The organism is Nocardia sp. FDAARGOS_372, from assembly GCF_002554515.1.
Taxonomy (GTDB): Bacteria; Actinomycetota; Actinomycetes; order Mycobacteriales; family Mycobacteriaceae; genus Nocardia; species Nocardia farcinica.
Genome location: NZ_PDDW01000001.1, coordinates 4,744,906 through 4,770,017 on the forward strand (window position 1 = coordinate 4,744,906; position 25,112 = coordinate 4,770,017).

The following is a 25,112-nucleotide window of genomic DNA, read 5'->3' on the forward strand; positions in this document are numbered from 1 at the left end:
GCAGGGGTGGACACAGTGTTCGACCATCTGCTGACCGAGGAGCCGGGCGGGCCGCTCGGGTCCGTGACCGAGGCGTGGGAGCGTCATCGAGACGTGGCGCGCCGCTTCACCGACACGGTGGACGTGGCCGTCGCGGGCGGGTTCGCCGCCGACCGGCTCGGCTACGCCTTCCTGTCCGGCTATCAGGCCGCGGTGGCCGCGCTGCTGCCGGAACTGCCGCGCGACCGGCCGCTCGCGCTGGCCGCGACCGAGGAGGGCGGCGGGCATCCCGCGGCGATCCGCACCACCGCGACCGAGCGGGCCGACGGATGGTCGGTGAGCGGTACGAAGACCTTCGCCACCCTGGGCAGCCTGGCCCGCAGGCTGGTGGTGATCACGAGCGTGGGCGCCGGGGCGGATGGACGCAATCGGCTGCGCGCGATGCTCGTGGACGCGACGGCGCCGGGCGTGCACGTCACCGATCGGCCCGCGCTCGCCTTCGCTCCCGAAATCCCGCACGCCACCGTGACATTCACCGACACCCCGGCGACCGCGCTGCCCGGGGACGGGTACGCCGACGTGCTCAAGCCGTTCCGGACGGTGGAGGACATCCACGTGATCGCCGCGGCCGCGGGCTGGTTGGTGCGGGTCGCGCGGGAGGCGGGGTGGCCGCCGCCGGTCCGGCAGCGCCTGCTGGCGACCGTGGCGGCGTTGCGTGGGCTCGGCGCGGTGCGGCCGGACTCGCCCGGGGTGCATGTGGCGCTCGGTGGTGTGCTCGACGAATTCGAGCGCCTGCTCGGCGAACTCGCGCCGCGGTGGGACGCGGTCGACGAGTCGACCCGGTCGCGCTGGGAGCGCGACCGCCCGCTGCTCTCGGTCGCCGGACGGGTCAGGGCGCAGCGGCTGGCAACCGCCTGGCGAGCGGTGGGGGAACCGGGGGAGTGAGGCCCCGGATGAGGCCCCGGATCGGTCCGCGAATGTCGATGCGGGCCGACCTCGGATGGGCCGGACCGACCCTGGACATGGAGCGGGCCTCGGCGAAGGGGGGGAGTTAGCCGAGGCCCGCGTAAGGTCGGCCCGGGGGGGAGGGGCCGACGTGAACGATCCTACGCGATAAGACGCGATTGTGCGTGCAGCGGCGCCGCGAATTTCGGCGAGTTTTTCGGTTTGGCTTACCTGCGCGGGATCGAGCGCGGCCGCGGCCTGGGACGGCGGCTCGGCGCGCCGCCCGCGGTCCCGGCATTCGGCCGGTTACGCCCCGGTCCCGGACTGCGAAATGTGTCACACCCCGGTGCGAGGATGCCCGCGTGACGAGCGGGAGGCGACCGGCGGCGCGTACGGCGCGGCGTGCGAAAACGAGCTGCGACCGCGCCCGGCACGGCCGATACTGGCCAGGCGACAGGGGCGCCGTCCGAATCCCGGCGACATGTCGGTGCGCAGTCCGGCGCGCCGGCCCGTATCCGAACTCGAGTTCCCGTTCGACGTCAGGAGAAGAATGCCCGACGCAATAGTCGCCGAGGGTCTGGTCAAGCGCTACGGCAAGCTGGTCGCCCTCGACGGCCTCGACCTCACGGTGCCCGAGGGCACCGTCACCGCCCTGCTCGGCCCCAACGGGGCGGGTAAGACCACGACCGTCCGTGTCCTCACCACGCTGTTGGTTCCCGACGAGGGCCGCGCCACCGTCGCAGGCATCGATGTCCTGCGCAGGCCGCAGGCCCTGCGTTCGCGGATCGGCGCCTCCGGGCAGTACGCGGCCGTGGACGAATACCTCACCGGCTTCGAGAACCTGGAGATGGTGGGACGCCTGTACCACATGGGTGTCAAGCGCAGTAAGGAACGCGCCCGCGAACTGCTCGAGCGCTTCCGGCTCACCGACGCCGCCGACCGCCCGGTCCGCGGCTACTCCGGCGGTATGCGGCGCAGGCTCGACCTGGCCGGCGCGCTGGTGGCCAATCCGCCGGTGCTGTTCCTCGACGAGCCGACCACCGGCCTCGACCCGCGCGCCCGGCTCGACCTGTGGGATGTCATCTCCGAGCTCGTGGCGGGCGGCACCACGTTGCTGCTCACCACGCAGTACATGGAGGAGGCCGACCGGCTCGCCGACGCGATCGCGGTGATCGACCACGGCAAGGTCATCGCCCGCGGCACCGCCGACGAGCTCAAGACCCTGGTCGGCGGCGACCGCATCGAACTCACCGTCGAGACCGCCGACAAGCTCGCCGTCGCCGAGCAGGTCCTGAAACCGCTCGCCGACGGCGACATCCACCTCGAGCCCGGATTGCGCCGCATCACGGTCCCGGTGAGCAACGGTTCGCAGGCCCTGGTCGACGCGATCGGGCTGCTCACCGCGGGCGACGTGCAGATACACGACGTCGGGCTGCGCAGGCCCTCGCTCGACGACGTGTTCCTCACCCTCACCGGCCGCGAGGCCGAGCAGTTCGCCGACGACGCCGAGTCCGGCCTCGACACCTCGGAAGGAAGCCGCCGATGACCGCGGGCACCACCACCTTCGACACTCCGGCGGACCCGGGCCTGGGCAGCAGGCTGGGCATGGTCGTCGCCGACACCATCACGGTCACCAAACGCAACGTCATCAAGATCAAGCGCGTTCCGGACGTGCTGATCTTCTCGACGCTGTCGCCGATCATGTTCGTGCTGTTGTTCGCCTACGTCTTCGGCACGGCGATCGAGGTCCCGGGCCTGGAGGGCGGCTACCGCGAATTCCTCATCGCGGGCATCTTCGCGCAGACCGTGGTGTTCGGCTCCTCGTTCACCGGCGCGAGCCTGGCCGAGGACATGCAGAAGGGCATCATCGATCGGTTCCGTTCGCTGCCGATGGCGCCCTCGGCGGTGCTGGTCGGGCGCACGGTCAGCGATGTGGTGATCAACCTCGTCAGCCTGGTGGTGATGTCGGTGACCGGCCTGTTGGTCGGCTGGCGCATCCGGGGTTCGTTCCTCGACGCGGTGCTGGCCTATGTGCTGTTGCTGCTGTTCGCCTACGCGGTGTCCTGGATCATGGCCGTGGTCGGCCTGCTGGTCCGGTCGCCGGAGGTGTTCAACAACGCCAGCTTCATGGTGATGTTCCCGCTGACGTTCCTGGCCAACACGTTCGTGCCGATCGAGGAGCTGCCGACGGTGCTGCGGGTGTTCGCCGAGTGGAACCCCGTCTCGGCGCTCACGCTCGCCACCCGCGAGCTGTTCGGCAACACCGGCGCGCTCGGACCGCAATCCGACGCCTGGTCGATGCGTCACCCGATCGCCACGACCCTGATCTGGGTGGTGGTGATCCTGGTGGTGTTCGTCCCGCTGGCGTTGCGGCAGTACAAGCGCGCCGTGAGCCGCTGAGCCCGCTCAGCGCTTCGCGTCGGCCCCCGCGTGCGGGGTCGGCGCGGAGCCGTTGCGGGAGTAGCCGATGCGCGGCGGCTCCGGCGCGGGCTCCGGCGGCAACGGCCGCTTGCTGCGGACGAGCCAGGCCGCCCCGCCCGCCAGGCCGAGGAGGGTCGCGGCGATGAGCCGGTTACGAGAACGTGCGGATACGTGCAGACGCCCCAAGGTCATTCGACCACTCTCGCACAGCCGGGGAAATCATGCAGTAACCGCTGGTAACCGGCATCCCCGACCGGGCTGGATAGCATGGCGAAGGTGATGAACGACCGACCGCCCACCTGTGTCCGCCACCGCGACCGCGCGACCGGCCTGGCGTGCACCCGGTGCGGGCGGCCCGCCTGTCCGGAATGCCTGCGGCCCGCCGCCGTGGGGCAGCACTGCGTCGACTGTGTCCGGGAGGGTAGCGCCGGTGTCCGCCCGGTGCGCACCGTCGCGGGTGCCCCGGTGGCCCGATCGGCCACGCCGCTGGTGACCTACGGCCTGATCGCGGTGAACCTGGTGTTCTTCGCCATCACCGCGGTGCAGGCGCGCAGCATCGTCGACAACTTCCAGTCCCCGCTGTTCTTCCGGCTGGCCTTGATCCCGGCCTACGTCGCCGACGGTGAATGGCTCCGGGTGATCGGGTCGGGCTTCCTGCACTGGGGGCCGCTGCACCTGGCGCTCAACATGTTCGCCCTCTACATCATCGGCATCCAGTTGGAGCCGGTGCTCGGCCGGTGGCGGTTGCTGGCGGTCTACCTGGTGGCGCTGCTCGGCGGGTCGGCGGGCGGCATGCTGCTGGAACCCGCGAACACGATCGGTGCGGGCGCCTCCGGCGCGGTGTACGGAATGTTCGGCGCGATCGCGGTGGTGATCTTCCGGCTGCGGCTGAATCCAACGCAGATCCTGGTGGTCATCGGGATCAACGTCTTCCTCAGCCTGTCGCTGCCGGGGATCTCGCTGTGGGTGCATCTCGGCGGGCTCCTCGCGGGCACCCTGGCGACGCTGGGCGTGCTGTTCCTACCGGAGTGGCTGGGCGTGCGGACATCGGACACCGCCCGCACGGTCGGCTGGGCCGCCATCGCCGCGGTGGGCGTGGCGTCGGTCGCGGCGATCGCCGTCGCGGCGGCGATGCTGTGAATCCGGGGATTGCTTCACGTGAAACCACGCGGGAAGTGACCCGCGAACGGTGGACAACCTGTGGACAACTTCGACCGCCGTGGGCATTCGGGGACGCTGGAGCCCGGCGAACCCCCTGGTCAGTCCTTCGGGAGGAACGCCAGCCGGTGGACGACCAGCGCGTCGAACACGTCCTCCGGATTCGTGCCGAGATCCCAGCGGCCGAAGATGAGCAGCCGCTCGCCGTCGTGGTGGCGGACGTCGATCTCGAGCATGGGGCTGCGTCGGCCCAACCGGCGGTAGGAGACGATCCTGGCTCGGATGATCTGCTCGGGCCGGTACTCGGTCGGCCCCAGGAAAGTGCGCACGACCAGCACCCGAGGTGAGCCGGGACGGACCTCGAGCCGGGGGCGCTGCCGTGCTCCGAGCACCGCGAGGCCGAGCAGGCCCGCCGCGGCGAGGCCGACCAGCAACCGGCTCGGGGCATCACCGGCGAAGAACGCGGCGACCGCGAGCACCGCGCCACCGAGCCCGACGGCGACGAGGGCGGGCGCGGGAGTGGCCCAGGACAGCGACGGCGAGGCGGAGGGTTCCGGATTCACGCGACGCTCTCCCCAATCGGTCCTCGAGTTGTCCACAGGGTCATCCACAGGTGTGCATGAATGACACGCATGTAATCCCGCTGCCGCGCACGTCAGCGCCGGTCAGCGCCACCGCATCGTCATGATCAACCCGACGACCATCAGTCCGAAGCCGATCAGGAAGTTCCAGGCGTTGAGGTCGTTCATCCAGCTGATCTGTTCGGCCGCCAGGTAGTACACCAGCAGCCAGAGCAGCCCGGCGAGCATGAAGCCGAGCATGATCGCGACATACCAGACCGGCGACGGCCCCGCCTTCACCTTGACCGGGGTGCGGCTGGCAGGGTTGATCGTATAGTCGGTCTTCTTACGGACCTTCGACTTGGGCATGACGTCCTCGTTATCGGCGTGCAAGTGGCACCGGAAGCCCGGGCGGGGCTGCCGACGCCCTCCGGTGTGTGTTTAGGCTATCCCACCCAGTGATCCCACCCGATAATCGATGCGGCAGTCGGCTGAACCGGCACGTAATCTCGAACCATGCGTGTTCTGGTCGTCGACAACTACGACAGCTTCGTGTTCAACCTGGTGCAGTACCTGGGCCAGCTCGGCACCGACGCGGTCGTCTGGCGCAACGACGATCAGCACCTCGCCGACCCGGACGCCGTGGCCGCCGATTTCGACGGCATCCTGATCAGCCCCGGCCCCGGCACCCCGGATCGCGCGGGCGCCAGCATCGATCTGGTGCGTGCCTGTGCGCGGACGGCGACCCCGCTGCTCGGCGTGTGCCTGGGCCATCAGGCCATCGGCGAGGCGTTCGGCGCCACGGTCACCCGCGCTCCCGAACTGCTGCACGGCAAGACCAGCTCGGTGTTCCACGTCGGGGCGGGTGTCCTGGCCGGCCTGCCCGATCCGTTCACCGCGACCCGATACCACTCGCTGACCGTGCTCGAAGACACCCTGCCCGCGGAGATCGAGGTGCTCGGCCGCACCGAATCCGGCATCGTCATGGCCATGCGGCACCGCGAGCTGCCGATCCACGGCGTGCAGTTCCATCCGGAGTCGGTGCTCACCCAGGGCGGGCACCGGATGCTGGCGAACTGGCTCGGGGTGTGCGGTTCGCGTCCGCCGGAGGGCCTCGTCGAGATGCTCGAGTCGGAGGTCGCCGCGCTGGTGCCGCAGTGAGCGGGCGGCCCTATGTCCTGCTGTCCGCGGCCATGAGCCTGGACGGCCACCTCGATGACGTCGGCCCCGAGCGGCTGCGGCTGTCCGATGCCGCCGATTTCGACCGGGTCGACCGGGTGCGTGCCGAATCCGACGCGATCCTGGTCGGCGCGCAGACCCTGCGGCGCGACGACCCGCGCCTGCTCGTCGCCGACCAGGCGCGTCGCGCCGCCCGGGTCGCGGCCGGCAAGCCCGAACATCCGCTGAAAGTCACCGTCACCGCGACCGGACGGCTGGACGCCGGGCTGCGGGTGTGGCACCAGGGCGGCGCGAAACTCGTCTACACCACCGCGGCCGGCGCCGCCGCGCTCGGTGACACACTGACCGGTCTGGCCGAGGTCGTGGTGCTGGGGGAGACGATCGATCTCGGTGCGCTGCTCGACGACCTCGGCGCCCGCGGTGTCGAGCGGCTCATGGTCGAGGGCGGCACCCGCGTGCACACCGCGTTCCTGGCCGCCGATCTGGCCGACGAATTGCAGCTGGCGGTGGCGCCGCTTCTGGTCGGCGCGGCGGGCGCGCCGCGGTTCGTCGACCCGGCCGATTTCCCGGACCGGCGGCTCACCCTGGCGGAGGTGTCCCGGGTGGGCGACATGGCGGTGCTGCGCTATCTGCTGCGTCCGGAGTCCGCGGTCGAGCGGGACCGCCGCTTCCTGCGCCGTGCGATCGAACTCGCCCACGCCAGCCCGCCGAGTCCGACCGCGTTCTCGGTGGGCGCGGTGATCGTCGCCGACGGCGCCGAGATCGCCACCGGATACTCGCGGGAGACCGACCCGAAGGTGCACGCCGAGGAAGCCGCGCTGAACAAGCTGGACCCGCGGGATCCGCGCCTGTCCCGGGCGACCATCTACAGCACGCTGGAGCCGTGCTCACAGCGGGCCACGGCCGGACGGCCGCCGTGCACCGACCGCATCCTGGCCGCGGGCATCCCGCGCGTGGTCATCGCCTGGCGCGAGCCGTCGACCTTCGTGGTGAACTGCGTCGGCGTGGAGAAGCTGCGCGAGCACGGCGTGGACGTGGTGGAACTGCCCGAGCTGGCCGAGGCGGCGACGGCGATGAATCGCCACCTCGACCTGAGCTGAGGCGTCAGGGCCTGCCGTAGACGGCGGTGACGAACTCGCTGAGCTGATTGTCGTCGAGATGCCGGGCCAGGTCGGCCTCGCTGATCATGCCGACGAGGCGCTTGTTCTCGATGACCGGCATGCGCTTGACGCGGTGGTTCTCCATCGCGTCGAGCACTTCCTCGACGTCGGCGTCGGCCGCGACCCACCGCGGCGTCGCCTCGCACAGTTCGGCCGCCGGCGTGGTCGCCGGATTCGCGCCGTGCGCCACGCACTTCACCACGATGTCGCGGTCGGTGACGATGCCGCACATCCGCTCGTTCTCGTCGGCGACGACCAGCGAGCCGACGCCGAGATCGGCCATCAGCTGCGCGGCCCGTTCGACGGTGTCCTGCTTGGAAATCCACTGCGCGCCGGGCTTCATGATGTCCCTGGCTGTGGTCATGAGCTGCCTCCTCGTCCTGGTCGGTTCGGGTGGAGCACTGCCCATTCTCATGCCGGGGACACCGGGTGGCCGCGTCGTTCCGGTAACGATCGATCAGGGTGGGCCGAGGGTGCCGACGGTGATGGTGATGGTCGCCGTCTTGGAGATCGACGAGCCCGCCTGCGGCTGCTGCTGCAGGATGCGCCCGACGCTGCCCGCCTCGAAAGTGCCCGTGGTGGCCTGATTGATCTGGCCGGCGTTGCCGGTCCAGCCGCTCTGGCGCAGCCGCTCCACCGCCTGCGACGGGGTCAGGCCGACCAGGGTCGGCATCGTGATCTCGTCGCCTGCCGACACCTGCACGGTGACCGTCGATCCGCGGTCGGCGCTGCTGCCGCCCGCGGGGCTGGTGGCCACCACCTCGCCCTTGGGCCGCGAGGACGCCACCTCCTCGATATCGATCTTGAAGCCGGCGCTGTCGACCAGGTTGGGCTGGGCCACGCTGATGTCCTGGCCGACCACGCTCGGCACCCGGACCTTCTCCGGACCCTTGCCGACCCAGACCACGATGGCCTGGTCGACGTCGACCCGGGCACCGGCGCCCGGCTCGGTGCCGATCACCTTGTCCAGATCCTGGGCACTGGACTCGCGACGCTCCACGTTCGGGTCCATCCGCAGGCCGACGGCGTTGAGTTCCTGCTCGGCCTGCTGCACCGACAGCCCGTCCAGCCGTGGCACCTGAACCTGGGCGGGTCCGGAGGACACCTGCACGGTGACGGTGCTGCCCTTGTCGATCCGCGAGCCGCCGAGTGGCTGGGTGGAGATGACGTTGCCGACGGCCACCTTGCTGTCGGGTTTCTGCTGGATGGCGACGGTGAAGCCGAGCCGCTGCAGCGTGTCCTGGGCCTGCTGGGCGGATTTGTTGGACAGGTCGGGGACGGCCACCTGGTCCGGTTTGCTGCCCGGCCCGATCAACACCCAGAACAGCGCGAAGGCCACCGCGAGCACGGCGGCCGCGCCGAAGGCGAGATAGGCCGTGCGCCTGCCGCTGTTCGGCTCGGCCGGTTCCTGCTCGGCGGTGTCGTCGTCGCGTTCGACGGCGCGGTAGGTGCGCGGGCCCGGCTCGTCGGCGCCGCCCATGAAAGTGGTGCGGTCCTCGTCGGTCATCACCATCGGCGCGCTCGGCTTCTGGCCGCCGAGCACCCGGATCAGGTCGGCCCGCATCTCGGCCGCGGTCTGGTACCGGTTGGCCGGGTTCTTGCTCATCGCCTTGAGCACGACCGAGTCGAGTTCGCGCGGCACACCGTGGTGCACGTGCGAGGGCAGCCGCGGATCCTCCCGGACATGCTGATACGCCACCGCGACGGGGGAGTCGCCGGTGAACGGCGGCTCGCCGGTGAGGATCTCGAAGAGCACGCAGCCGACCGAGTACACGTCCGAGCGCGCGTCGACGGTCTCCCCGCGCGCCTGCTCGGGCGAGAGATACTGGGCCGTTCCGATGACGGCGGCGGTCTGCGTCATCGGGTTGGAGCTGTCGGCCAGCGCGCGGGCGATGCCGAAGTCCATCACCTTCACCGCGCCGGACCGGTTGATCATGATGTTGGCCGGCTTCATGTCCCGGTGCACGATGCCGTGCTTGTGACTGAAATCCAGTGCGGCACAGACGTCGGCGATGATCTCCATGGCGCGGCGCGGCGGCAGCGGGCCCTTGCCGCGCACGATGTCGCGCAGCGTCTCACCGTCGACGTACTCCATGACGATGTAGGGCAGTGGACCGCCGTCGATCTCGGCTTCGCCGGTGTCGTAGACGGCCACGATCGCGGGATGGTTCAGCGCGGCCGCGTTCTGCGCCTCCCGCTTGAACCGCAGATAGAACGTGGGGTCACGGGCCAGGTCGGCGCGCAGCACCTTGATCGCCACGTCGCGGCTCAGCCGCAGGTCGCGGGCCTTGTGCACCTCCGACATCCCGCCGAATCCGATGATCTCGCCCAGCTCGTAGCGGGCGGAGAGATTCTTCGGGGTCGTCATTGTTGTCCTTGCGGAGAAGTGGTGGGCGCACTGACGGTGCCCGAGGGGCCTCGGGCACCGGAATCCTCCGGAAATGGTAAGTCGAACGTCGGGAACAACGTGCGACTGGTCGTCGGGCGCTGCGTCCGGGTCGGCCGGGCCGTCGTGGTCGGTTCCGGCGTGGTGGTCGGCGCCGCCGTGGTGGGTTCCGGCGTCGTCGTCGGCGGTTGCGTCGTGGTCGGTTCCGGCTCGCTGGTCTGCGGCGGAGGCGGCGGCACGTACCGCGTGGTCGTGGGTTGCGTGGTGGGCGGCAGCGGCGGCTGCGGCGCGATGGTGGTGGTGACCGGCGGACGGTCGGGCTCGGGATCGGTGTCGCCGCCGAACAGCAGCCACAGCACCGCGCCGGCCAGCAGCACCGCGGCCGCGCTCAACCCGGCCAGCACCTTCTGCGTGGTGGTCCAGGGCTTCTTGCCGCCCTGCGGTGGCACGGCGGTGGCGCCGCCGTGCTCGTTCATCATCGTCGCGGGCGCGCCGGCGGCCGTCGGCGCCGCACCTGCTCCCACGGCGGCCGCGGCGGGACGGCTGTAGCGCACGGTCGGGCCCTCGCCCTGTCCGGCGGGCAGCACGACGGTGGGGCCGGGCGGCAGCACGTGCGTGGCATCCTCGGCGATCGGCCCGGCCGCGGCCGCGCCGATCGGGGGCGGCGGACGGTGCCCGGCCCGCACGGCCGCCACCGCGTCGGCGAACTCGCCGCCGCTGGCGTAGCGCAGCTGCGGATCCTTGCCCATCGTGATCTCGATCAGTTCCCGCACGTTGGCGGGCACGTCGGCGGGCATCGGCGGCGGCGTCTCGCGGACGTGCTTCATCGCCACCGTGATCGCGCCGTCGCCGCTGAACGGCCGCTTGCCCGCCAGCGCCTCGTAGCCGACCACGCCGAGGGAGTAGACGTCGCTGGCCGCGGTGGCGTCCTCGCCGACGGCCTGCTCCGGCGCGATGTACTGCGCGGTGCCCATCACCATGCCGGTCTTGGTGACCGGACTGGCGTCGACCGCCTTGGCGATGCCGAAGTCGGTGATCTTCACCTGCCCGGTGGGCGTCACCAGGATGTTGCCCGGCTTGACGTCGCGGTGCACCACGCCCGCCGCGTGCGCGACCTCGAGCGCCCGTCCGGTCTGCTCGAGCATGTCCAGGCCCTGGTTGACGGAGAGCTTGCCGAGCCTGGAGAGCACCGCGTTGAGCGGCTCGCCCTGCACCAGCTCCATCACCAGGTAGGAGGTCTCCCCGGCGCTCGGGTCGTAGGTCTCGCCGTAGTCGTAGATGCCCGCGATACCGGAGTGGTTCAGCTGTGCGGTGGTCTGCGCCTCGGTGCGGAACCGTTGCCGGAAGGTCGGGTCGGCGGAGAACTCGGCCTTGAGCACCTTGACCGCGACCCGGCGGTTGAGCCGGGTGTCCAGCGCCTCCCAGACCTGGCCCATGCCGCCGGTGGCGATCAGGCGTTGCAGTCGGTAGCGGTCGGCGATCATCGCACCGTTGGTCAGCATCGGGGCCCCCGTACCTCTCCTCGCACGTTCAAATCCTTCAGCCCCCTTGCAGACCGGCGTCCAGCACGGCTCGGGCGATGGGCGCGGCCACCGAGCCGCCGGTCGCCGCCAACGCCCGGTCGCCGCCGTCCTCCACGATCACCGCGATGGCGATCTTCGGGTTCTGTGCCGGGGCGAAGGCGATGTACCAGGCGTGCGGCGGCGTGTTGCGCGGATCGGTGCCGTGCTCGGCGGTGCCGGTCTTGGACGCGATCGTGTAGCCGGCGCGGTTGCCGCCCACGGTGTTGGCCTCCGAGGCGATCATCATGCCGGTGAGCTGCGAGGCCACCTGCGCGCTGACGGCCTGGCCGACCGAGACCGGCTTGGTCTTGGACAGCTCGCTCAGGTCCGGCCCCTGCCGCTGGTCCACCAGGTAGGGCTCCATGCGGACGCCGCCGTTGGCGATGGTGGCCGCGATCACGGCGTTGTCGAGCGGGGTCAGCGCGACGTCGCGCTGACCGATGCTGGACTGGCCGAGCGCGGCGTTGTCCGGGATCGGCCCGACCGTGCTCTCGGCGACCGGCATCGGGATTCCGTTGTGCGGGCCGACACCGAAGGCCGCCGCGGTGTCCTTGAGCGCCGCCGCCCCGACCCGCTGACCCAGTTCGACGAAGGCGGTGTTGCAGGACAACCGGAAGGCGTCGGTCAGCGACGCGGTCGGGCCGGGGCCGCACGAGCTGCCGTTGTAGTTCTCCAGCGTGGTGGCGGTGCCGGGCAGGGTGATGTTCGGCGCGGCGGTGAACTGGTCCTCCGGCGTGGCGACCCCGTTGGCGAGCGCGGCCGCGGTCACGACCACCTTGAACGTCGAGCCCGGCGGGTAGGTCTGCGAGATCGCCCGGTTCAGCATCGGCTTGTCCGGATCGCTGTTGAGCGCCTCCAGCGCCTCGGTGGTCTCGGCGGCGTCGTGGCCGGCCAGCACGTTCGGGTCGTAGCTGGGCGTGGACACCATGGTGAGAATCTTGCCGGTGCTCGGCTCGATGGCCACCACCGAACCGGTGTAGCCCTTGGCGGTCAGCTGCTCGTAGGCCACCTGCTGCATCACCGGGTTCAACGTGGTCAGCACGTTGCCGCCGCGGGGGTCGCGCCCGGACACCAGGTCGATGAGCCTGCGGCCGAACAGCTGACTGTCCGAGCCGTTGAGCAGCGGATCCTCGAAGCGCTCCAGCCCGCCGCTGCCGTTCTGCATGGTGTAGTACCCGGTGACCGGGGCGTAGGCCTGCGGGTCGGTGGGGTAGGTGCGCAGGTACTTGTAGCGGTCCTCGGTCTCCACCGAGGAGGCCAGCACGGTGCCGCCCGCCGAGATCTGCCCCCGCTGGCGGGAGTACTCGTCGAGCAGCACGCGGGTGTTGCGCGGGTCGTTGCGGTAGTCGTCGGCCTTGAAGACCTGCACGTAGGTGGCGTTGGCCAGCAGCGCGACGACCATGACCATCACCGCGACCGCGACACGTCGTAGCGGAGTGTTCATTCGGGTTGCCTCGTCTCCGAGCGGCGCAGCAGCTCCGTCGGTGCCTCGGCGATCGGCGGTGCCGCTGCGCCGCTCTTGCGGACCGGCGCTGGGGCGCGAGCCGCGTCGGAGACCTTGATCAGCAGCGCGAGCAGCGCGTAGTTCGACAGCAGCGAGGAGCCGCCGTAGGACATGAACGGCGTGGTGAGACCGGTCAGCGGGATCAGCTTGGTGACGCCGCCGACGACGACGAAGACCTGGATCGCCAGGGTGAAGGCCAGGCCCGCCGCGAGCAGTTTGCCGAAGCTGTCGCGCACCGCCAGCGCGGTGCGCAGTCCGCGCACCACCAGCACCAGGAACAGGATCAGCACCGCGGTCAGGCCGATCAGACCCAGTTCCTCGCCGATGGTGGTGACGATGAAGTCGGTTTTGGCGAAGGGCACCTGGTTGGGCCTGCCGCTACCGAGTCCGGTGCCCGCCAGGCCGCCGGTGGCCAGGCCGAACAGCGACTGCGAAATCTGATAACCGGTGTTGTTGTAGTCGGAGAACGGGTCGAGCCAGGTGTCGATGCGCACCCGCACATGGCCGAAGGCCTGGTAGGCGAACACGAAACCGACCGCGAGCAGGCTGACGCCGATGATCAGCCAGCCGACCCGCTCGGTGGCGATGTAGAGCATCACCAGCACGGTGCTGAAGATCAGCAGCGAGGTGCCCAGGTCCTTCTCGAAGACCAGCACGCCGATGCAGATCACCCACACCGCGAGGATCGGGCCGAGATCGCGCGCCCGCGGGAAGTCCATGCCCAGCATGTGCTTGCCCGCGGTGGTGAACAGATCGCGCTTGGCGACCAGCACCGAGGCGAAGAAGATGATCAGCAGGATCTTGGCGAACTCACCGGGCTGCACACTGAACCCGGGCAGCCGGATCCAGATCTTGGCACCGTTGATCTCCGACAGGCTGCTGGGCAGCAGCGCGGGAATCATCAGCGCGACCAGGCCGACCAGCCCGAGGGTGTAGGCGTAACGGGCCAGCGTGCGGTAGTCGCGCAGCACGATCAACACCGCCACGAACACCACCATGCCCAGCGCGGTCCACAGGATCTGCTGGTTGGCGTCGGGGGAGGGGATCGGTGCGGAGTTGAACACCGCGTTCTGCTCGGCGCCCAGGTCGAGGCGGTGGATCAGGACCAGGCCGAGCCCGTTGAGCACCGCGACGATCGGCAGCAGCAGCGGGTCGGCGAACGGCGCGAAGCGGCGCACCGCCAGATGCGCGATCGCGAACAGCCCGAGGAAGGCCAGACCGTACTTGGCGATGTCCCAGGTGATCGACTGTTCCTGGGACGCTTCGACCAGGAACAGCGAAACCGTCGTCAGCAGCGCCGCGAAGCCGAGCAGCAGCAACTCGACGTTGCGGCGGGTCGAGGGCGGCGGTGCGGGTGCGAACCCACCGGGTGGACTCGGATAGGCCCCGGCGGACGGCGGTGCCGGCGCGGACATCAGTCCGTCACCCGGCAGTTCTCCCCCGCGGTCTGGGGGCTCGGCGCCGGCGTCGTCGTCGGCACCGCCGGCGACGCGGTACCGGTCTCGGGCGCGCGTGGCTCGCCACCGGGCGGCGGCACGGGCTGCGGATTGCCCGCGGGCGGCGCCGGTTCCCCGGTGGGGGCGGGCGCGGGCACGGGTTCGCCCGGCGCGGGGGCGGCGGGCGAACCGGTGGGCGCCGCGCTGGGCTGTGTTGTCCCGGGCGCGGGCGTGGCCGCCTTGGCCGGGCAGGGCGGCAGCAGCTCCTGCTGGGCGATCACGCGCATCTGCTCCTGGGCCTTGTCCAGTGAACCGGGCGGCAAGCCCGCCTCCACCTTGTCGCGGCCGGTCTGCTCGAGGTCGCTCACCCGCAGTTCCTTGCACCCCGACGGCAGCGGATCGCTCGCCGCGAGGGTGGTGAGGCTGCCGCCGCGGTCGACGCAGCCGACGGTGTAGACCTCGTGGATCGAGTAGCCCAGCAGCGAGCCCGGCAGTCCGCGCAGGATCACGACCCGGCCGTCGTCGGCACCGACGTAGTAGTTGTTGCGGATCATCTTGTAGCCGACCACCAGGCCGACCGCGACAGCTCCGATCAGCGCGACCGCGAGCAGGATCCAGCGCAGTTTGTGCGATTTGGCCGGTGGCGGCGGCTCGGCGGCGGCGGCCCGGCGCGGCGGGGTGGCCCGCGGCGGGCGCATGGCGGCGGCCCGGCCCGCGGCGGTGTTCGGCGGCGGCGTGTCGTCGTCCTGCCCGGAGGCCGCGCCCGCCACGATCGGATGGCTCTGCCCGTAGTCCAGGTCGATGACGTCGGCCACCACCACGGTGACGTTGTCGGGCCCGCCGCTGCGCAGCGCCAGCTCGATCAGCCGGTCGGCGCACTCGTCGGTGCTGCCCTCGCGCATCGTGTTCGCGATGGTCTCGTCGCTGACCACGTCCGAGAGTCCGTCCGAACACAGCAGATAGCGGTCCCCGGCGCGGGCCTCGCGCATGATCAGCGTCGGCTCGATCTCGTTGCCGGTGAGCGCCCGCATGATCAGCGACCGTTGCGGGTGGGTGTGCGCCTGTTCGGGGGTGATGCGGCCCTCGTCGACCAGCGACTGGACGAAGGTGTCGTCGCGGGTGATCTGGGTCAGCTCGCCGCCGCGCAGCAGATAGGCGCGGGAGTCGCCGATGTGGGCCAGGCCGAGCTTCTTGCCCGCGAACAGGATGGCGGTGAGCGTGGTGCCCATGCCGTCGAGTTCGGGTTCCTCCTCGACCTGGTCGGCGATGGCGGCGTTGCCCTCGCGCACGGCGCGGTCGAGCTTGCCGAGCAGGTCGTCGCCGGGTTCGTCGTCGTCGAGATGGGCGAGCGCGGCGATCATCAACTGCGAGGCGACCTCGCCCGCGGCGTGCCCGCCCATGCCGTCGGCGAGGGCGAGCAGCCGGGCGCCCGCGTACACGGAATCTTCGTTGTTGCCTCGAACGAGACCGCGGTCGCTGCGCGCTGCGTAGCGGAGAACAAGTGTCACGATCGGAGCTCGATCACTGTCTTGCCGACCCGGACGGGGGTGCCGAGCGGAACACGGACGGCGGTGGTGACCTTCGCGCGGTCGAGATAGGTGCCGTTGGTCGAGCCGAGATCCTCGACGTACCAGTCGTCACCCCGTGGCGAGAGCCGCGCGTGTCGGGTGGAGGCGTAATCGTCGGTGAGCACCAGCGTGGAATCGTCCGCACGTCCGATCAGCACCGGTTGGGTGCCGAGCGTGATGCGGGTGCCGGCGAGTGAACCTTGAGTCACCACAAGATATTTGGCGCCCTTCTGGCCTCGACGCAAGGATGGCAGCACCGCGGAACCGCGCGCGGCCCTGGGCTGGATCCGAATGCCGGATGCCGCGTAGATATCGCTGCGCAAGGTCCGCAGCACCGCCCAGACGAACAGCCACAACAGCAGCAGGAACCCCGCACGGGTCAATTGCAGGATCAAACCCTGCACGGCGTTCCACCTCCTGTTCGGCCGTTATGGGTACGTCGGTGCCGTCGGTGCGGATCGACCCACCCCCACAGCTGCTGGCCACGTCGGCTCCGGGCGGAGCCGCGCGTAGGCAGCATCATAGGGCGGTCAGCCGATTTCGATGATCGCGAGCTTACGGGATCAGACGATTCGGATCAGGATCTCCGAATGCCCGGCCCGGATCACGTCGCCGTCGGCGAGTTGCCAATCCTGGACCGGCGATCCGTTGACCAAGGTGCCGTTGGTCGAGCCGAGGTCGGAGAGCATGGCCGTCTGGCCGTCCCAGCGCACCTCGATGTGGCGCCGCGACACACCGGTGTCGGGCAGGCGGAAATGCGCGTCCTGGCCGCGGCCGATGATGTTGCTGCCCTCGCGCAGCTGGTAGGTGCGGCCGCTGCCGTCGTCGAGCTGGAGGGTGGCCGAATAGCCGGAGCCGGTGGCCGCGCCGCCGTAGGCGGGCGCCGAATACCCGGGCTGCTGTTGACCGTAGCCGGGCTGTTGCGCGTAGCCCTGGCCGTAGCCGGCCTGCTCGTCCTGGCCGTACCCGGGCTCGGCGTATCCGGGCTCGCCGTACGCCGGTTCGGCGTAACCCTGCCTGCCGCCCTGCTGGCCGTAACCCGGTTGGCCGTAGCCCTGCTGACCGTAGCCGGGCTCGGCATAGCCCTGGTCACCGTAGCCGGGCTGCTGGCCGTAACCCGGCTGGTCGTAGCCGGGCTGGCCGTAGCCCGCACCCTGCTGGCCGTACCCGGGCTCGCCGTACCCGGGCTGCCCGTAACCCTGATCGCTGTACCCTTGCTGGCCGCCCTGCTGGTCGTAGCCGGGCTCGCCGTACCCCGGCCTGCCGTAGCCGCCCTGCTGGTCGTAGCCGGGCTGGCCGTACCCGGGCGCGCCCTGCTGGTAGTCGTAGCCGTTCTGGTAGTCGCCGTACCCTTGCTGCGACTCCGGCGCGCGGTAGTCCGAGCCGGCCGGATAGGGCGCGCCGCCGCGGGCGTACTCGTCGCGGTAGGCGCCGTTCTGCGGAGCGGCGGGACGGCCCGCGGGCGGCGGAGCGTACCCGCGATTGCGTGGATCGGACTCCGCGGGCTCACGGCTCGGGTCGTAGCCAGAGTTCTGCGTCATGGGGCCAGCTCCTGGTTGCGGGTTTGCAGGTCGTGGTGGCGTGGGTTCTGGGCTCCGGGCCGGGGTGGCCCGACGGCCGACGTCCGGATCGACGCGGCCGCTCGCCCTGAACTGTCCGGTGTGCAGCGTAGGTGATGCCTCGAACGCTACGTGTACTTCGCCATAGGTCTGCCACCCTTGATCACGGATGTAGTCCTGGAGGTGTTTGGCGAACGCGCGGGTCGTGAGGTCGTGATCGGCGTCCAGTTGCTGGTGGTCGGAAGAGTTGATGGTGATCACATAACTGTTGGGCGCCAACAGGTGACCGCCACCGAGGTCCTGCACGTTGTCGGCGGCCTCGCGTTGCAGCGCCGCCTCGACTTCCTGGGGCACGACGCTGCCCCCGAAGACCCGGGCGAACACATCACCGACGGCGCCCTGCAGGCGACGCTCGAACCGTGAAACGATGCCCATCTCGGCCTCCCTTCGGTGAGCGTCTTCCTACGTCATTCCCAGCTTCATAACAACGACACACGCGCATGGCGTGTCGTCGAACGACCACGTCCTTTGCATGATATCCGCGATCGTCTACACCTGTAACTCTCGGAAACGCCAGTGGGTTCCCGTGATGTCCATTGCACATCACAACCGCCGCTGAGCTGCCGATTTTTTGTCTCGTGCACCGGCGTGTTACTGTCTTCGAGTCGCTCGGGCGAGTGGCGGAATGGCAGACGCGCTGGCTTCAGGTGCCAGTGTCCGAAAGGACGTGGGGGTTCAAGTCCCCCTTCGCCCACTCCGACGAGAAGGCCCGCGTTCCCCGGAACGCGGGCCTTCTCGCTTCTCCGGCCACGAGCCGCGCGCCCAGCTTCTCGCTTGTGGCTGCCTCGATGGTGTGGCCGCCTCGGTGCTCAATTCCCCGGCGTGGCCTTCGGCCCGGTCGCCAGCCCGAGTCGCACCACCTCCAGCGTGCGGTCGATCGCGGCCTCCCGCTCCTGAGCCCCGAGGTGTCGGACCGCCTTGTCGACGATGAGCCCGGCCATGCCGTGTACCGCCGCCCACGCGGCGTATTCGGCGTCGGGTCGTTGGGCCGGGTCGGTGTAGCCCACCTCCACCAGCTCGTCGAGCAGGCTGGACAGCAGTTGGAAGGCAGGCGCCTGCCAGTCCTGCGGGCCGCTGTTCTCCTCGTTCGGGCAGAACGCGGTGCGGAAGAGCCCGGGCTCGCGCTGGGCGAAGGTGATGTAGCCGCGGCCGACGGCGGCGAGCCGATCCACCGGGGCGGCGTCGGGCGGGAGGAGGGCCAGCGCCTCCTGCATGGCCGCGAAGAGGCTGTGCTGTGCCTGCTCCTGAGCGGCGCGGAGCAACTGCTCGTGATTGGTGAAGTGCCGGTAGGCGGCCGTGGGCGTGACCCCGACGCAGCGGGCGGCCGCGCGCACGGTGACCGCCTCGGGCCCGCCCGTCTCGGCGAGTTCCGCGGCCGCGCGGACCAGTGCGTTGCGGAGATCCCCGTGGTGATACCGGCGCGGCCGCTGTGAAGTCGTCATCTGCCCGATGTTGACACCCGCACACATCGGTGGCAAGTTAACACCCACAAAGTTTGCGTGTGTAAACATGCTCGACCGGGAGGCCCCCATGTTCGACGTACTCGGCGGATTCATCGTCCGGCGCGCTCGCTGGATCCTCGTCGCGAGCGTCCTGGCGCTCGTCGCGGGCGCCGCGCTCGGCGTCACCGCCTTCGGCAAGATGCAATCCGGCGGCCAGGACGACCCCGGTGCCGAATCCAGCCTGGCGGCGACGCAATTGCGCGAGAAGTTCGGTTCCGGTACCGACTATCTGTTCCTGGTCCGTGCCACCGGCGGCAGCATCGACGACGAGGCCGCGGCCGCCTTCGGGCGCGACCTCACCGCCCGGCTCGCCGCCGATCCCCGGCTGGCCGACGTGGTGTCCTATTGGGACACCGGGTCGCCGGCGATGCGCGCCGCCGACGGCACGGCCGCGGTGATCCTGGCCGGCAACGCCGACCCCGACACCGAGGACCATTCCGCGGCGAGCGGCATCATCGCCGACTACCGGTCCGCGGGCCCGGTGGCCCAGGTCCAGGTGGGCGGTACCGACCCGACCTTCGAGGCGATCACCGAGCAGATCGGCAAGGATCTCGGCCTGGCCGAGGGCATCGCGGTGCCGTTGATCCTGGCGCTGCTCGTGCTCGCCTTCGGCAATGTGGTCGCGGCTCTGCTCACGCTCCTCACCGGCGGCATCGCGATCCTGGGCACCTTCGCCGAGCTGTCGGTCCTCGGCTCGCTCACCGACGTGTCGATCTACGCGGTGAACCTCACCACCGCCCTCGGCCTCGGTCTGGCCGTCGACTACGGCCTGCTCATGGTCGCCCGGTTCCGGGAGCGGCGCGCGGCCGGCGCCACCACCGACGAGGCCGTGGTGGGTGCGGTCGCCACGGCGGGCCGCACCATCGTGTTCAGCGCCGCGACCGTGGTGGCCGCGCTGTCCTCGCTGGTGATCTTTCCGCAGTACTTCCTGCGGTCGTTCGCCTACGCCGGCATCGGCGTCGTCGCGATCTCGGCGCTGGCCGCGGTGCTGACGCTGCCCGCGCTGCTGGCCGTGCTCGGTGACCGGTCCGACGCCTGGCACATCCGCGGCGTGCGCGGCATCCGCGGTGACGCGGCGCCGTTCTGGGCGGCGGTCGCCCGCACCGCCACCCGCAGGCCGTTGCTGACCGGCGTGCCCGTGGTGTTGATCCTGCTGCTGGCCGCCGCCCCGCTGCTGGGGGTGCGGTTCGGCACGCCCGACGATCGGGTGCTGCCCACCACCACCGAGGTCCGCCAGGTCGGTGACGCGATGCGCACCGAGTTCGGCGGGGGCGAAGCGAACGCGCTGTCGGTGGTGATCGGCGCGGCCGTGCCCGCGCAACCGCTGGCCGACTACGCGGCGCAGCTGTCGCGGGTGGAGCACGTGACCCGGGTCGACTCGGCGGCGGGCACGTTCGTCGCCGGTCGGCCCGTCGCGACCTCGCCCGCGGACCTGCGATTCGCCCGGCCCGACGCGCAACGCCTCGAGGTGCACACCGGCCTGGACCGCAATTCCACCGAGGCGCGCGAGCTGGTCGACCGGGTGCGCGCGGTACCCGAGCCCGCGGGTGCCACCGCCTTGGTCGGCGGGCAGGTCGCCGAACTGCGGGACAGCCTGTCCGCCATCGGTTCCCGGCTGCCGATCGTGGTCGGCTGGATCGTGGCGACCACGTTCGTGCTGCTGTTCCTGTTCACCGGCAGCGTGGTCCAGCCGGTGCGCGCGCTGCTGTCCAACGCGCTGAGCCTGGCCGCGACGCTCGGACTGATGGTGTTCGTGTTCCAGGACGGTCACCTGTCCGGCCTGCTTGGCTTCACCCCCGCTCCGCTGGACGTGTCGATGTTGCTGTTGCTGTTCTGCATCACGTTCGGGTTGTCGATGGACTACGAGGTTTTCGTGGTGAGCCGGATCAAGGAGGTGCACGATCGCGGCGCGGACACCGAGACGGCGGTGATCGAGGGCGTGGCGCGCACGGGCAGGCTGGTGACCACCGCGGCGGCGTTGATCTCGATCAGTTTCCTCGCCTTCGTGAGCAGCGATGTGCGGTTCATCCAGTTCTTCGGACTCGGTGCGGGGCTGGCGATCCTGATCGACGCGACGTTGGTGCGCGGTGTGCTGGTGCCGGTCGCGATGCGGCTGCTCGGCCCGGCGGCCTGGTTCGCCCCGCGCCCGCTACGGGTGGTGCACCGGCGCTTCGGTCTCGCCGAGGCCTGACGCCGGGACGTCGCGGCCCTCGGGTCCGGCCGGTTTCCGACCGGCCGGACCCGTCGTGTTTGACCGGGCGGCGCAGGGGTACTCACCCTCTTGGCGGCCGGAAGCCGCAGGTCGCGGTGGTGGTGAGGCGAAGATCACACCGCATTTTTTGGGTTGCGCCGACGGTGCCGGCGTCGGTGTCGAGCCGCGCCCGGGCAGCCATTTCCTCAGCTCTGGCTATCTTTCCGAACCGACGGCACACGTTGACCGCCGACCGACGGAGCGGTATGTGTATCAGGGATATTCCGGGGTAAACCAACTCGAAGTCTCTTTTTGTTCACGAAATGTCCAGCTACCGTTCGATGGGTCGCAAAAGACCAGGTAGTAGCGTCTTCTTACTGGACATACCGAAATTTCCGAGCGGCCGCAGCTACCGAATCCGATCGCCATCGAGGGGTCTACGGAACCGTTCGGTCGAACTGCCGCACAGAGATTCCCGAGGTCTTTTCCGGGCTGACAATCATTGCCAGCAGAGTCCGCCAGGGGTTAGCTGGCAGCCCGTCGATCCGGCCGCGGATCGGGGTTAACTGGGCTGCGATTTATACGCTTGACATCGGCGCGCAGGGGTTGCGCGGGCATAACGATTGTGTAGAGTCATCGGCAACGCTGGCCGCAGCTGAGCTGGACTCGCTGCGGCCAGCGGAACTCAAATGGGGGATACCGCAACCGATCTCGGACATCACGGTTGCTGTTCATTGACCGGAGTCAGCGTGGCGCGGGTGTGCTCACCGTTGGCTGTTCGTTCACCCGGCTCGACACGTTCGCCGTTCCGAGCGCTCCGATCGCCCCGGCCTCCCCGTCGTGTTGCTCGCGGACCGCGCGCCGCCCGAGCCCGACGACGTACCCGAGGAACAGCGCTTCGGCGAGCAGCCCGATCCCGACCCGCACCGGCGCGGGCAGTCCGCTCGGCGTGACGAAGCCCTCCAGCAGGCCGGAGACGAACAGCACGGCGACCAGCCCCAGCGCGATCGCGGCGGTGGCCCGGCCCTGGCGCGCCACCGCGGCCACCCGGCTCGCCCCGCCCGGGTCGATCAGCGTCCAGCCCAATTGCAGGCCCGCACCGCCCGCCACGAACACCGCGGTCAACTCCAACGTCCCGTGCGGGAGCAGGAAGCCGAAGAACGGCTCGAGCCGGCCGGCCTCGGCCATCAGGCCGGCGGTGATGCCGAGGTTGAGCGCGTTCATGAACAGCAGGTACACCGCGGGCAGGATCAGCACGCCGGTGAACAGGGCGATGGCCGACACCCAGGCGTTGTTGGTCCACACCTGCGCGGCGAAGGCGTCACCGGGATGCTCGGTGTAGTAGGTCTCGAACGCACCGCCCGGCGCGGTCAGGTAGTCGTTGTCGTCCGGGATGCCGAGCACTTCGCGAGCGCGGCCCGAGCCCTGCACCCAGATGGCCAGCCAGGCCGACACCAGCAGAAAGGCCGCCGCGACGCCGGCCCACCACGGCCAGGCACGGTAGACCGCGACGGGGAAGGTGTGCGTGTAGAAGCGGCCGATCTGTGCCCAGGTGTCGGATCTGGTGCCGAGCACCCGGGCGCGTGCCCGGGTGAGGATCGCGCTCAGACCCGCCACCAGTTGCGGGTCGGGGCTGTGGGATTGCAGGCGGGCCAGCTGCTGGGAGGTGCGCCGGTAGAGCGCGACGAGCTCGTCGGCCTCGGCGCCGGTGAGTCTGCGCTGCCGCGCCAGCTGGTCGAGTCGTTGCCAGGACCGTCGGTGTGCGTAACTGTATGCGTCTACGTCCATGTCGGTTGCCTCCCACTACCGCCGGTCGAAAGAATGCTAACGAGATGGCAGAGTTCACCACCGGCGAAGCGGTCGCCCTCGAGCTTCCGATCGCCCGCATCCCGACCCGCGCCGCCGCGTTCCTGATCGACCTGGTGGTGCAGATCGGGCTGGCGGTCGGACTGATGGCGGGGATCGGGGTGCTGCTGCTGCAGACCGGCGCCGACACCGCCTGGGTGGACACCGCGGTCGTGCTCGCCATGGTGAGCGTGCTCGTCGGCTACCCGGTCGCCTGCGAAACCCTCAGCCGCGGCCGCACGCTGGGAAAGCTCGTGCTCGGCCTGCGCGTGCTGCGCACCGACGGCGGGCCGATCGACTTCCGGCACGCGCTGACCCGCGGTCTCGCCGGCGCCATCGTCGATTTCTGGATACTCGGCGGCTTCGGCGCGATCGCCGTGCTCACCTCGCTGTGCTCGCCGACCGCCCGCCGGGTCGGTGACGTGCTCGCCGGAACGGTGGTGGTGCACGCCGAGGCCGCGTTGCCCGCTCCCGCGCTGGCGGTCGCACCGCCCTGGCTGATCGAGTGGGCCACCCGGCTCGACCTGTCGGGCCTTCCGGAGGATCTCGCGCTGGCGGTGCGGCAGTACCTCACCCGGCTGCGCACGCTCACCCCGCAGGCCCAGGACGGGCTCGGCCGCGAACTGGTCGCGGCGGTGTGCGCCCGGCTCGGCGTGCCCGCGCCGCCGAACTGTCCGCCCGTGCAGATCCTCGGCGCGGTCGTCGCCGAACGCCAACGCCGCGCGCTCGCACCGAGCGCACCGGGTGGGCTGCTGCGCACCCCCTGAGCGGGTCAGCGGCCGGAGGTGCCGCCTTCTGCTCACAGCGAGCCGGACTGTTTGAGTTCCAGATACTCGTCGGCCAGTGCGCCCGGAAGGCGGTCCGGGGCGGCGGACACCACCGCGACGCCCTTGCGGCGCAACGATTCCCGCACCAGGTCCCGCTCGGCGAGTGCCGACTCGGCGGCGGCCGCGGTGTAGAGGTCGGCCAGGGTGTCGCGGGTCGCGGCGGCGGCGGCGATCTCCGGGTCGACCACCGAGACGACCAGCACGCGGTGGCGCCGGGTCAGCACCGGCAGCACCGGGAGCAGGTTCTGCTCCACGACGGCGGCGTCGAGTCCGGTGAACAGCACGACCAGACAGCGCCGCCGCGCCCGCTCCAGCACGGCGCGCACCAGTCCGGCCGCGTCGGTGTCGGCCAGCGCGGGGGTGAGCCCGGCCAGCGCGTGCATCAACTGCGGTTGCAACCGGTTGCCTGCGATGCCACGCACCTCGGTGCGCACGGTGCGGTCGTAGGCGAGCAGGTCGACGGTGTCGCCCGCCGCCGCGGCCAGCCCGCCGAGCAACAGCGCGGCCTCGATCGCGGCGTCGAGCCGGGTGCCCGCGCCCACGCGGCCCGCGCCGACGCGGCCGCTGTCGAGCACCATCAGCACATGCCTGTTGCGTTCGGGACGCCACGTGCGCACCAGCACGTCCGTGGCACGGGCGGTGGCGCGCCAGTCGATCGCGCGCACGTCGTCACCGGCGACGTACTCGCGGAAGGAGTCGAACTCGCTGCCCTGGCCGCGGGTGTTGGCGACGTTGCGGCCCTCCAGATGCTGCAGCCGCTGCACCTTCGAACGCAGCAGGTACTCGCTGCGGAAGGCGGGCAGCGCGCGCACCCGGGCAGGCACGGCGTGCCGGCTCTGCACGCCGGCCAGTCCGAGCGGGCCGAACAGCCGCAGCGTGACCGGACCCGCGGTCCGGTCACCGCGGCGCACCGGGGTCAGGGCGGTGCGCAGGCGCACCTTCGTGTTCGGGGCGAGATCGATGGCGTGGGTGCGGTTCTCGACCCTGGCGCCGGCGGGCCAGTCGTCCCAGAGCACACCACGGGCGGTCCGGGAACCGGAATTGACCACGGTGAGTTCGACTTCGGTACGACGGCCCAGCCGGACCGTGGTCAGCGCCGGGCGTTCCAGCCGCAGATCGCGTGGGCGCGCCACCGCGGCGAGATCGGCCAGCACCGCCGCGACCAGCACGAGCGTGGCGAGCACGACCCCGGTCACCGACGGCAGCAGCACGGTGACCCCCAGGGCGAGCAGCGCCGCGAGCGCGACCAGCCGACCGCTGACGACCACGA

The 25,112-nt window shown here is 70.7% G+C and carries 22 protein-coding genes and 1 tRNA gene; 9 read left to right on the forward strand and 14 right to left on the reverse strand.

All coding sequences use genetic code 11. From position 1 onward, the window contains the following. The first annotated feature begins 6 nt into the window (after positions 1-6). The 3 genes from CRM89_RS22300 (at position 7) to CRM89_RS22310 (ending at position 3,324) form a co-directional block, all read left to right on the forward strand. Positions 7-924 (forward strand): acyl-CoA dehydrogenase family protein, encoded by a 918-nt coding sequence (locus CRM89_RS22300; protein ID WP_098086052.1) that lies wholly within the window; start codon positions 7-9, stop codon positions 922-924. Between the two features lie 550 nt (positions 925-1,474). Further along, positions 1,475-2,470 (forward strand): daunorubicin resistance protein DrrA family ABC transporter ATP-binding protein, encoded by a 996-nt coding sequence (locus CRM89_RS22305; RefSeq protein WP_011206600.1) that lies wholly within the window; start codon positions 1,475-1,477, stop codon positions 2,468-2,470. 59 nt (positions 2,471-2,529) lie between these two features. Beyond that, a complete protein-coding gene (locus CRM89_RS22310) occupies positions 2,530-3,324 on the forward strand; it encodes an ABC transporter permease (protein WP_098087086.1) in 795 nt (264 codons plus the stop codon). Positions 3,325-3,330: 6 nt separating this feature from the next. Here CRM89_RS22310 and CRM89_RS22315 read toward each other — a convergent pair whose 3' ends face one another. After that, positions 3,331-3,537 carry a hypothetical protein gene (locus tag CRM89_RS22315; RefSeq protein ID WP_041559732.1) on the reverse strand — a complete coding sequence of 69 codons (207 nt, stop codon included), beginning with the start codon at positions 3,535-3,537 and terminating at the stop codon, positions 3,331-3,333. 87 nt (positions 3,538-3,624) lie between these two features. Here CRM89_RS22315 and CRM89_RS22320 point away from each other — a divergent pair, with 87 nt between their 5' ends. After that, positions 3,625-4,485, forward strand: coding sequence for a rhomboid family intramembrane serine protease (locus CRM89_RS22320; RefSeq protein WP_098087087.1), 861 nt, complete (start codon positions 3,625-3,627; stop codon positions 4,483-4,485). 119 nt (positions 4,486-4,604) lie between these two features. Here the strand turns inward: CRM89_RS22320 and CRM89_RS22325 are convergent, their stop codons facing one another. Together CRM89_RS22325 and crgA are read right to left on the reverse strand one after the other, a co-directional pair. Continuing rightward, positions 4,605-5,066 (reverse strand): PH domain-containing protein, encoded by a 462-nt coding sequence (locus CRM89_RS22325; protein WP_098086054.1) that lies wholly within the window; start codon positions 5,064-5,066, stop codon positions 4,605-4,607. 102 nt (positions 5,067-5,168) lie between these two features. Then, a complete protein-coding gene (gene crgA, locus CRM89_RS22330) occupies positions 5,169-5,432 on the reverse strand; it encodes a cell division protein CrgA (RefSeq protein ID WP_011206605.1) in 264 nt (87 codons plus the stop codon). A gap of 147 nt (positions 5,433-5,579) precedes the next feature. Here crgA and CRM89_RS22335 point away from each other — a divergent pair, with 147 nt between their 5' ends. Both CRM89_RS22335 and CRM89_RS31855 read left to right on the forward strand, forming a co-directional pair. Continuing rightward, the gene (locus CRM89_RS22335) at positions 5,580-6,224 is read left to right on the forward strand and encodes an aminodeoxychorismate/anthranilate synthase component II (protein ID WP_086840215.1); all 645 of its coding nucleotides are present in this window, start codon (positions 5,580-5,582) and stop codon (positions 6,222-6,224) included. Further along, positions 6,221-7,342 carry a dihydrofolate reductase family protein gene (locus CRM89_RS31855; protein WP_011206607.1) on the forward strand — a complete coding sequence of 374 codons (1,122 nt, stop codon included), beginning with the start codon at positions 6,221-6,223 and terminating at the stop codon, positions 7,340-7,342. Before CRM89_RS22335 ends, CRM89_RS31855 begins: the two co-directional genes overlap by 4 nt. Before the next feature lie 4 nt (positions 7,343-7,346). Here the strand turns inward: CRM89_RS31855 and CRM89_RS22345 are convergent, their stop codons facing one another. The 8 genes from CRM89_RS22345 to CRM89_RS22380 form a co-directional block, all read right to left on the reverse strand. Further along, a complete protein-coding gene (locus CRM89_RS22345) occupies positions 7,347-7,766 on the reverse strand; it encodes a CBS domain-containing protein (RefSeq protein ID WP_041559734.1) in 420 nt (139 codons plus the stop codon). Between the two features lie 93 nt (positions 7,767-7,859). Further along, the gene (gene pknB, locus CRM89_RS22350; RefSeq protein WP_098086057.1) at positions 7,860-9,770 is read right to left on the reverse strand and encodes a Stk1 family PASTA domain-containing Ser/Thr kinase; all 1,911 of its coding nucleotides are present in this window, start codon (positions 9,768-9,770) and stop codon (positions 7,860-7,862) included. Then, the gene (locus CRM89_RS22355) at positions 9,767-11,290 is read right to left on the reverse strand and encodes a serine/threonine-protein kinase (protein WP_060593906.1); all 1,524 of its coding nucleotides are present in this window, start codon (positions 11,288-11,290) and stop codon (positions 9,767-9,769) included. The genes pknB and CRM89_RS22355 overlap by 4 nt, the downstream gene beginning before the upstream one ends. Before the next feature lie 37 nt (positions 11,291-11,327). Then, positions 11,328-12,794: a penicillin-binding protein 2 gene (locus tag CRM89_RS22360; RefSeq protein ID WP_098086059.1), complete on the reverse strand. Its 1,467-nt coding sequence runs from the start codon at positions 12,792-12,794 to the stop codon at positions 11,328-11,330. Next, entirely contained in the window at positions 12,791-14,269 is a 1,479-nt protein-coding gene (locus tag CRM89_RS22365) for an FtsW/RodA/SpoVE family cell cycle protein (RefSeq protein ID WP_011206612.1), read from the reverse strand. Before CRM89_RS22365 ends, CRM89_RS22360 begins: the two co-directional genes overlap by 4 nt. Further along, complete coding sequence (locus CRM89_RS22370) at positions 14,269-15,798, reverse strand: protein phosphatase 2C domain-containing protein (RefSeq protein WP_098086062.1); 1,530 nt, start codon at positions 15,796-15,798, stop codon at positions 14,269-14,271. Before CRM89_RS22370 ends, CRM89_RS22365 begins: the two co-directional genes overlap by 1 nt. Beyond that, entirely contained in the window at positions 15,795-16,262 is a 468-nt protein-coding gene (locus tag CRM89_RS22375; RefSeq protein WP_011206614.1) for an FHA domain-containing protein, read from the reverse strand. Before CRM89_RS22375 ends, CRM89_RS22370 begins: the two co-directional genes overlap by 4 nt. Positions 16,263-16,421: 159 nt before the next feature. Further along, positions 16,422-17,852, reverse strand: coding sequence for a DUF3662 and FHA domain-containing protein (locus tag CRM89_RS22380; protein ID WP_011206615.1), 1,431 nt, complete (start codon positions 17,850-17,852; stop codon positions 16,422-16,424). A 236-nt stretch (positions 17,853-18,088) separates the two neighbouring features. Here CRM89_RS22380 and CRM89_RS22385 point away from each other — a divergent pair. After that, positions 18,089-18,171, forward strand: a tRNA-Leu gene (locus CRM89_RS22385). A 115-nt stretch (positions 18,172-18,286) separates the two neighbouring features. On the opposite strand, the gene CRM89_RS22390 is transcribed toward CRM89_RS22385, so the two are convergent. Next, positions 18,287-18,919: a TetR/AcrR family transcriptional regulator gene (locus tag CRM89_RS22390; protein ID WP_098086065.1), complete on the reverse strand. Its 633-nt coding sequence runs from the start codon at positions 18,917-18,919 to the stop codon at positions 18,287-18,289. A gap of 88 nt (positions 18,920-19,007) precedes the next feature. Here CRM89_RS22390 and CRM89_RS22395 point away from each other — a divergent pair, with 88 nt between their 5' ends. Then, positions 19,008-21,170 carry an MMPL family transporter gene (locus CRM89_RS22395; RefSeq protein ID WP_098086068.1) on the forward strand — a complete coding sequence of 721 codons (2,163 nt, stop codon included), beginning with the start codon at positions 19,008-19,010 and terminating at the stop codon, positions 21,168-21,170. Positions 21,171-21,914: 744 nt separating this feature from the next. On the opposite strand, the gene CRM89_RS22400 is transcribed toward CRM89_RS22395, so the two are convergent. Further along, positions 21,915-22,958 (reverse strand): stage II sporulation protein M, encoded by a 1,044-nt coding sequence (locus CRM89_RS22400; protein WP_098086071.1) that lies wholly within the window; start codon positions 22,956-22,958, stop codon positions 21,915-21,917. A gap of 44 nt (positions 22,959-23,002) precedes the next feature. Here CRM89_RS22400 and CRM89_RS22405 point away from each other — a divergent pair, with 44 nt between their 5' ends. After that, positions 23,003-23,782: an RDD family protein gene (locus CRM89_RS22405; RefSeq protein ID WP_098086073.1), complete on the forward strand. Its 780-nt coding sequence runs from the start codon at positions 23,003-23,005 to the stop codon at positions 23,780-23,782. A 32-nt stretch (positions 23,783-23,814) separates the two neighbouring features. Here the strand turns inward: CRM89_RS22405 and CRM89_RS22410 are convergent, their stop codons facing one another. Next, positions 23,815-25,110 carry a DUF58 domain-containing protein gene (locus CRM89_RS22410; RefSeq protein WP_098086075.1) on the reverse strand — a complete coding sequence of 432 codons (1,296 nt, stop codon included), beginning with the start codon at positions 25,108-25,110 and terminating at the stop codon, positions 23,815-23,817. Positions 25,111-25,112: the final 2 nt, after the last annotated feature.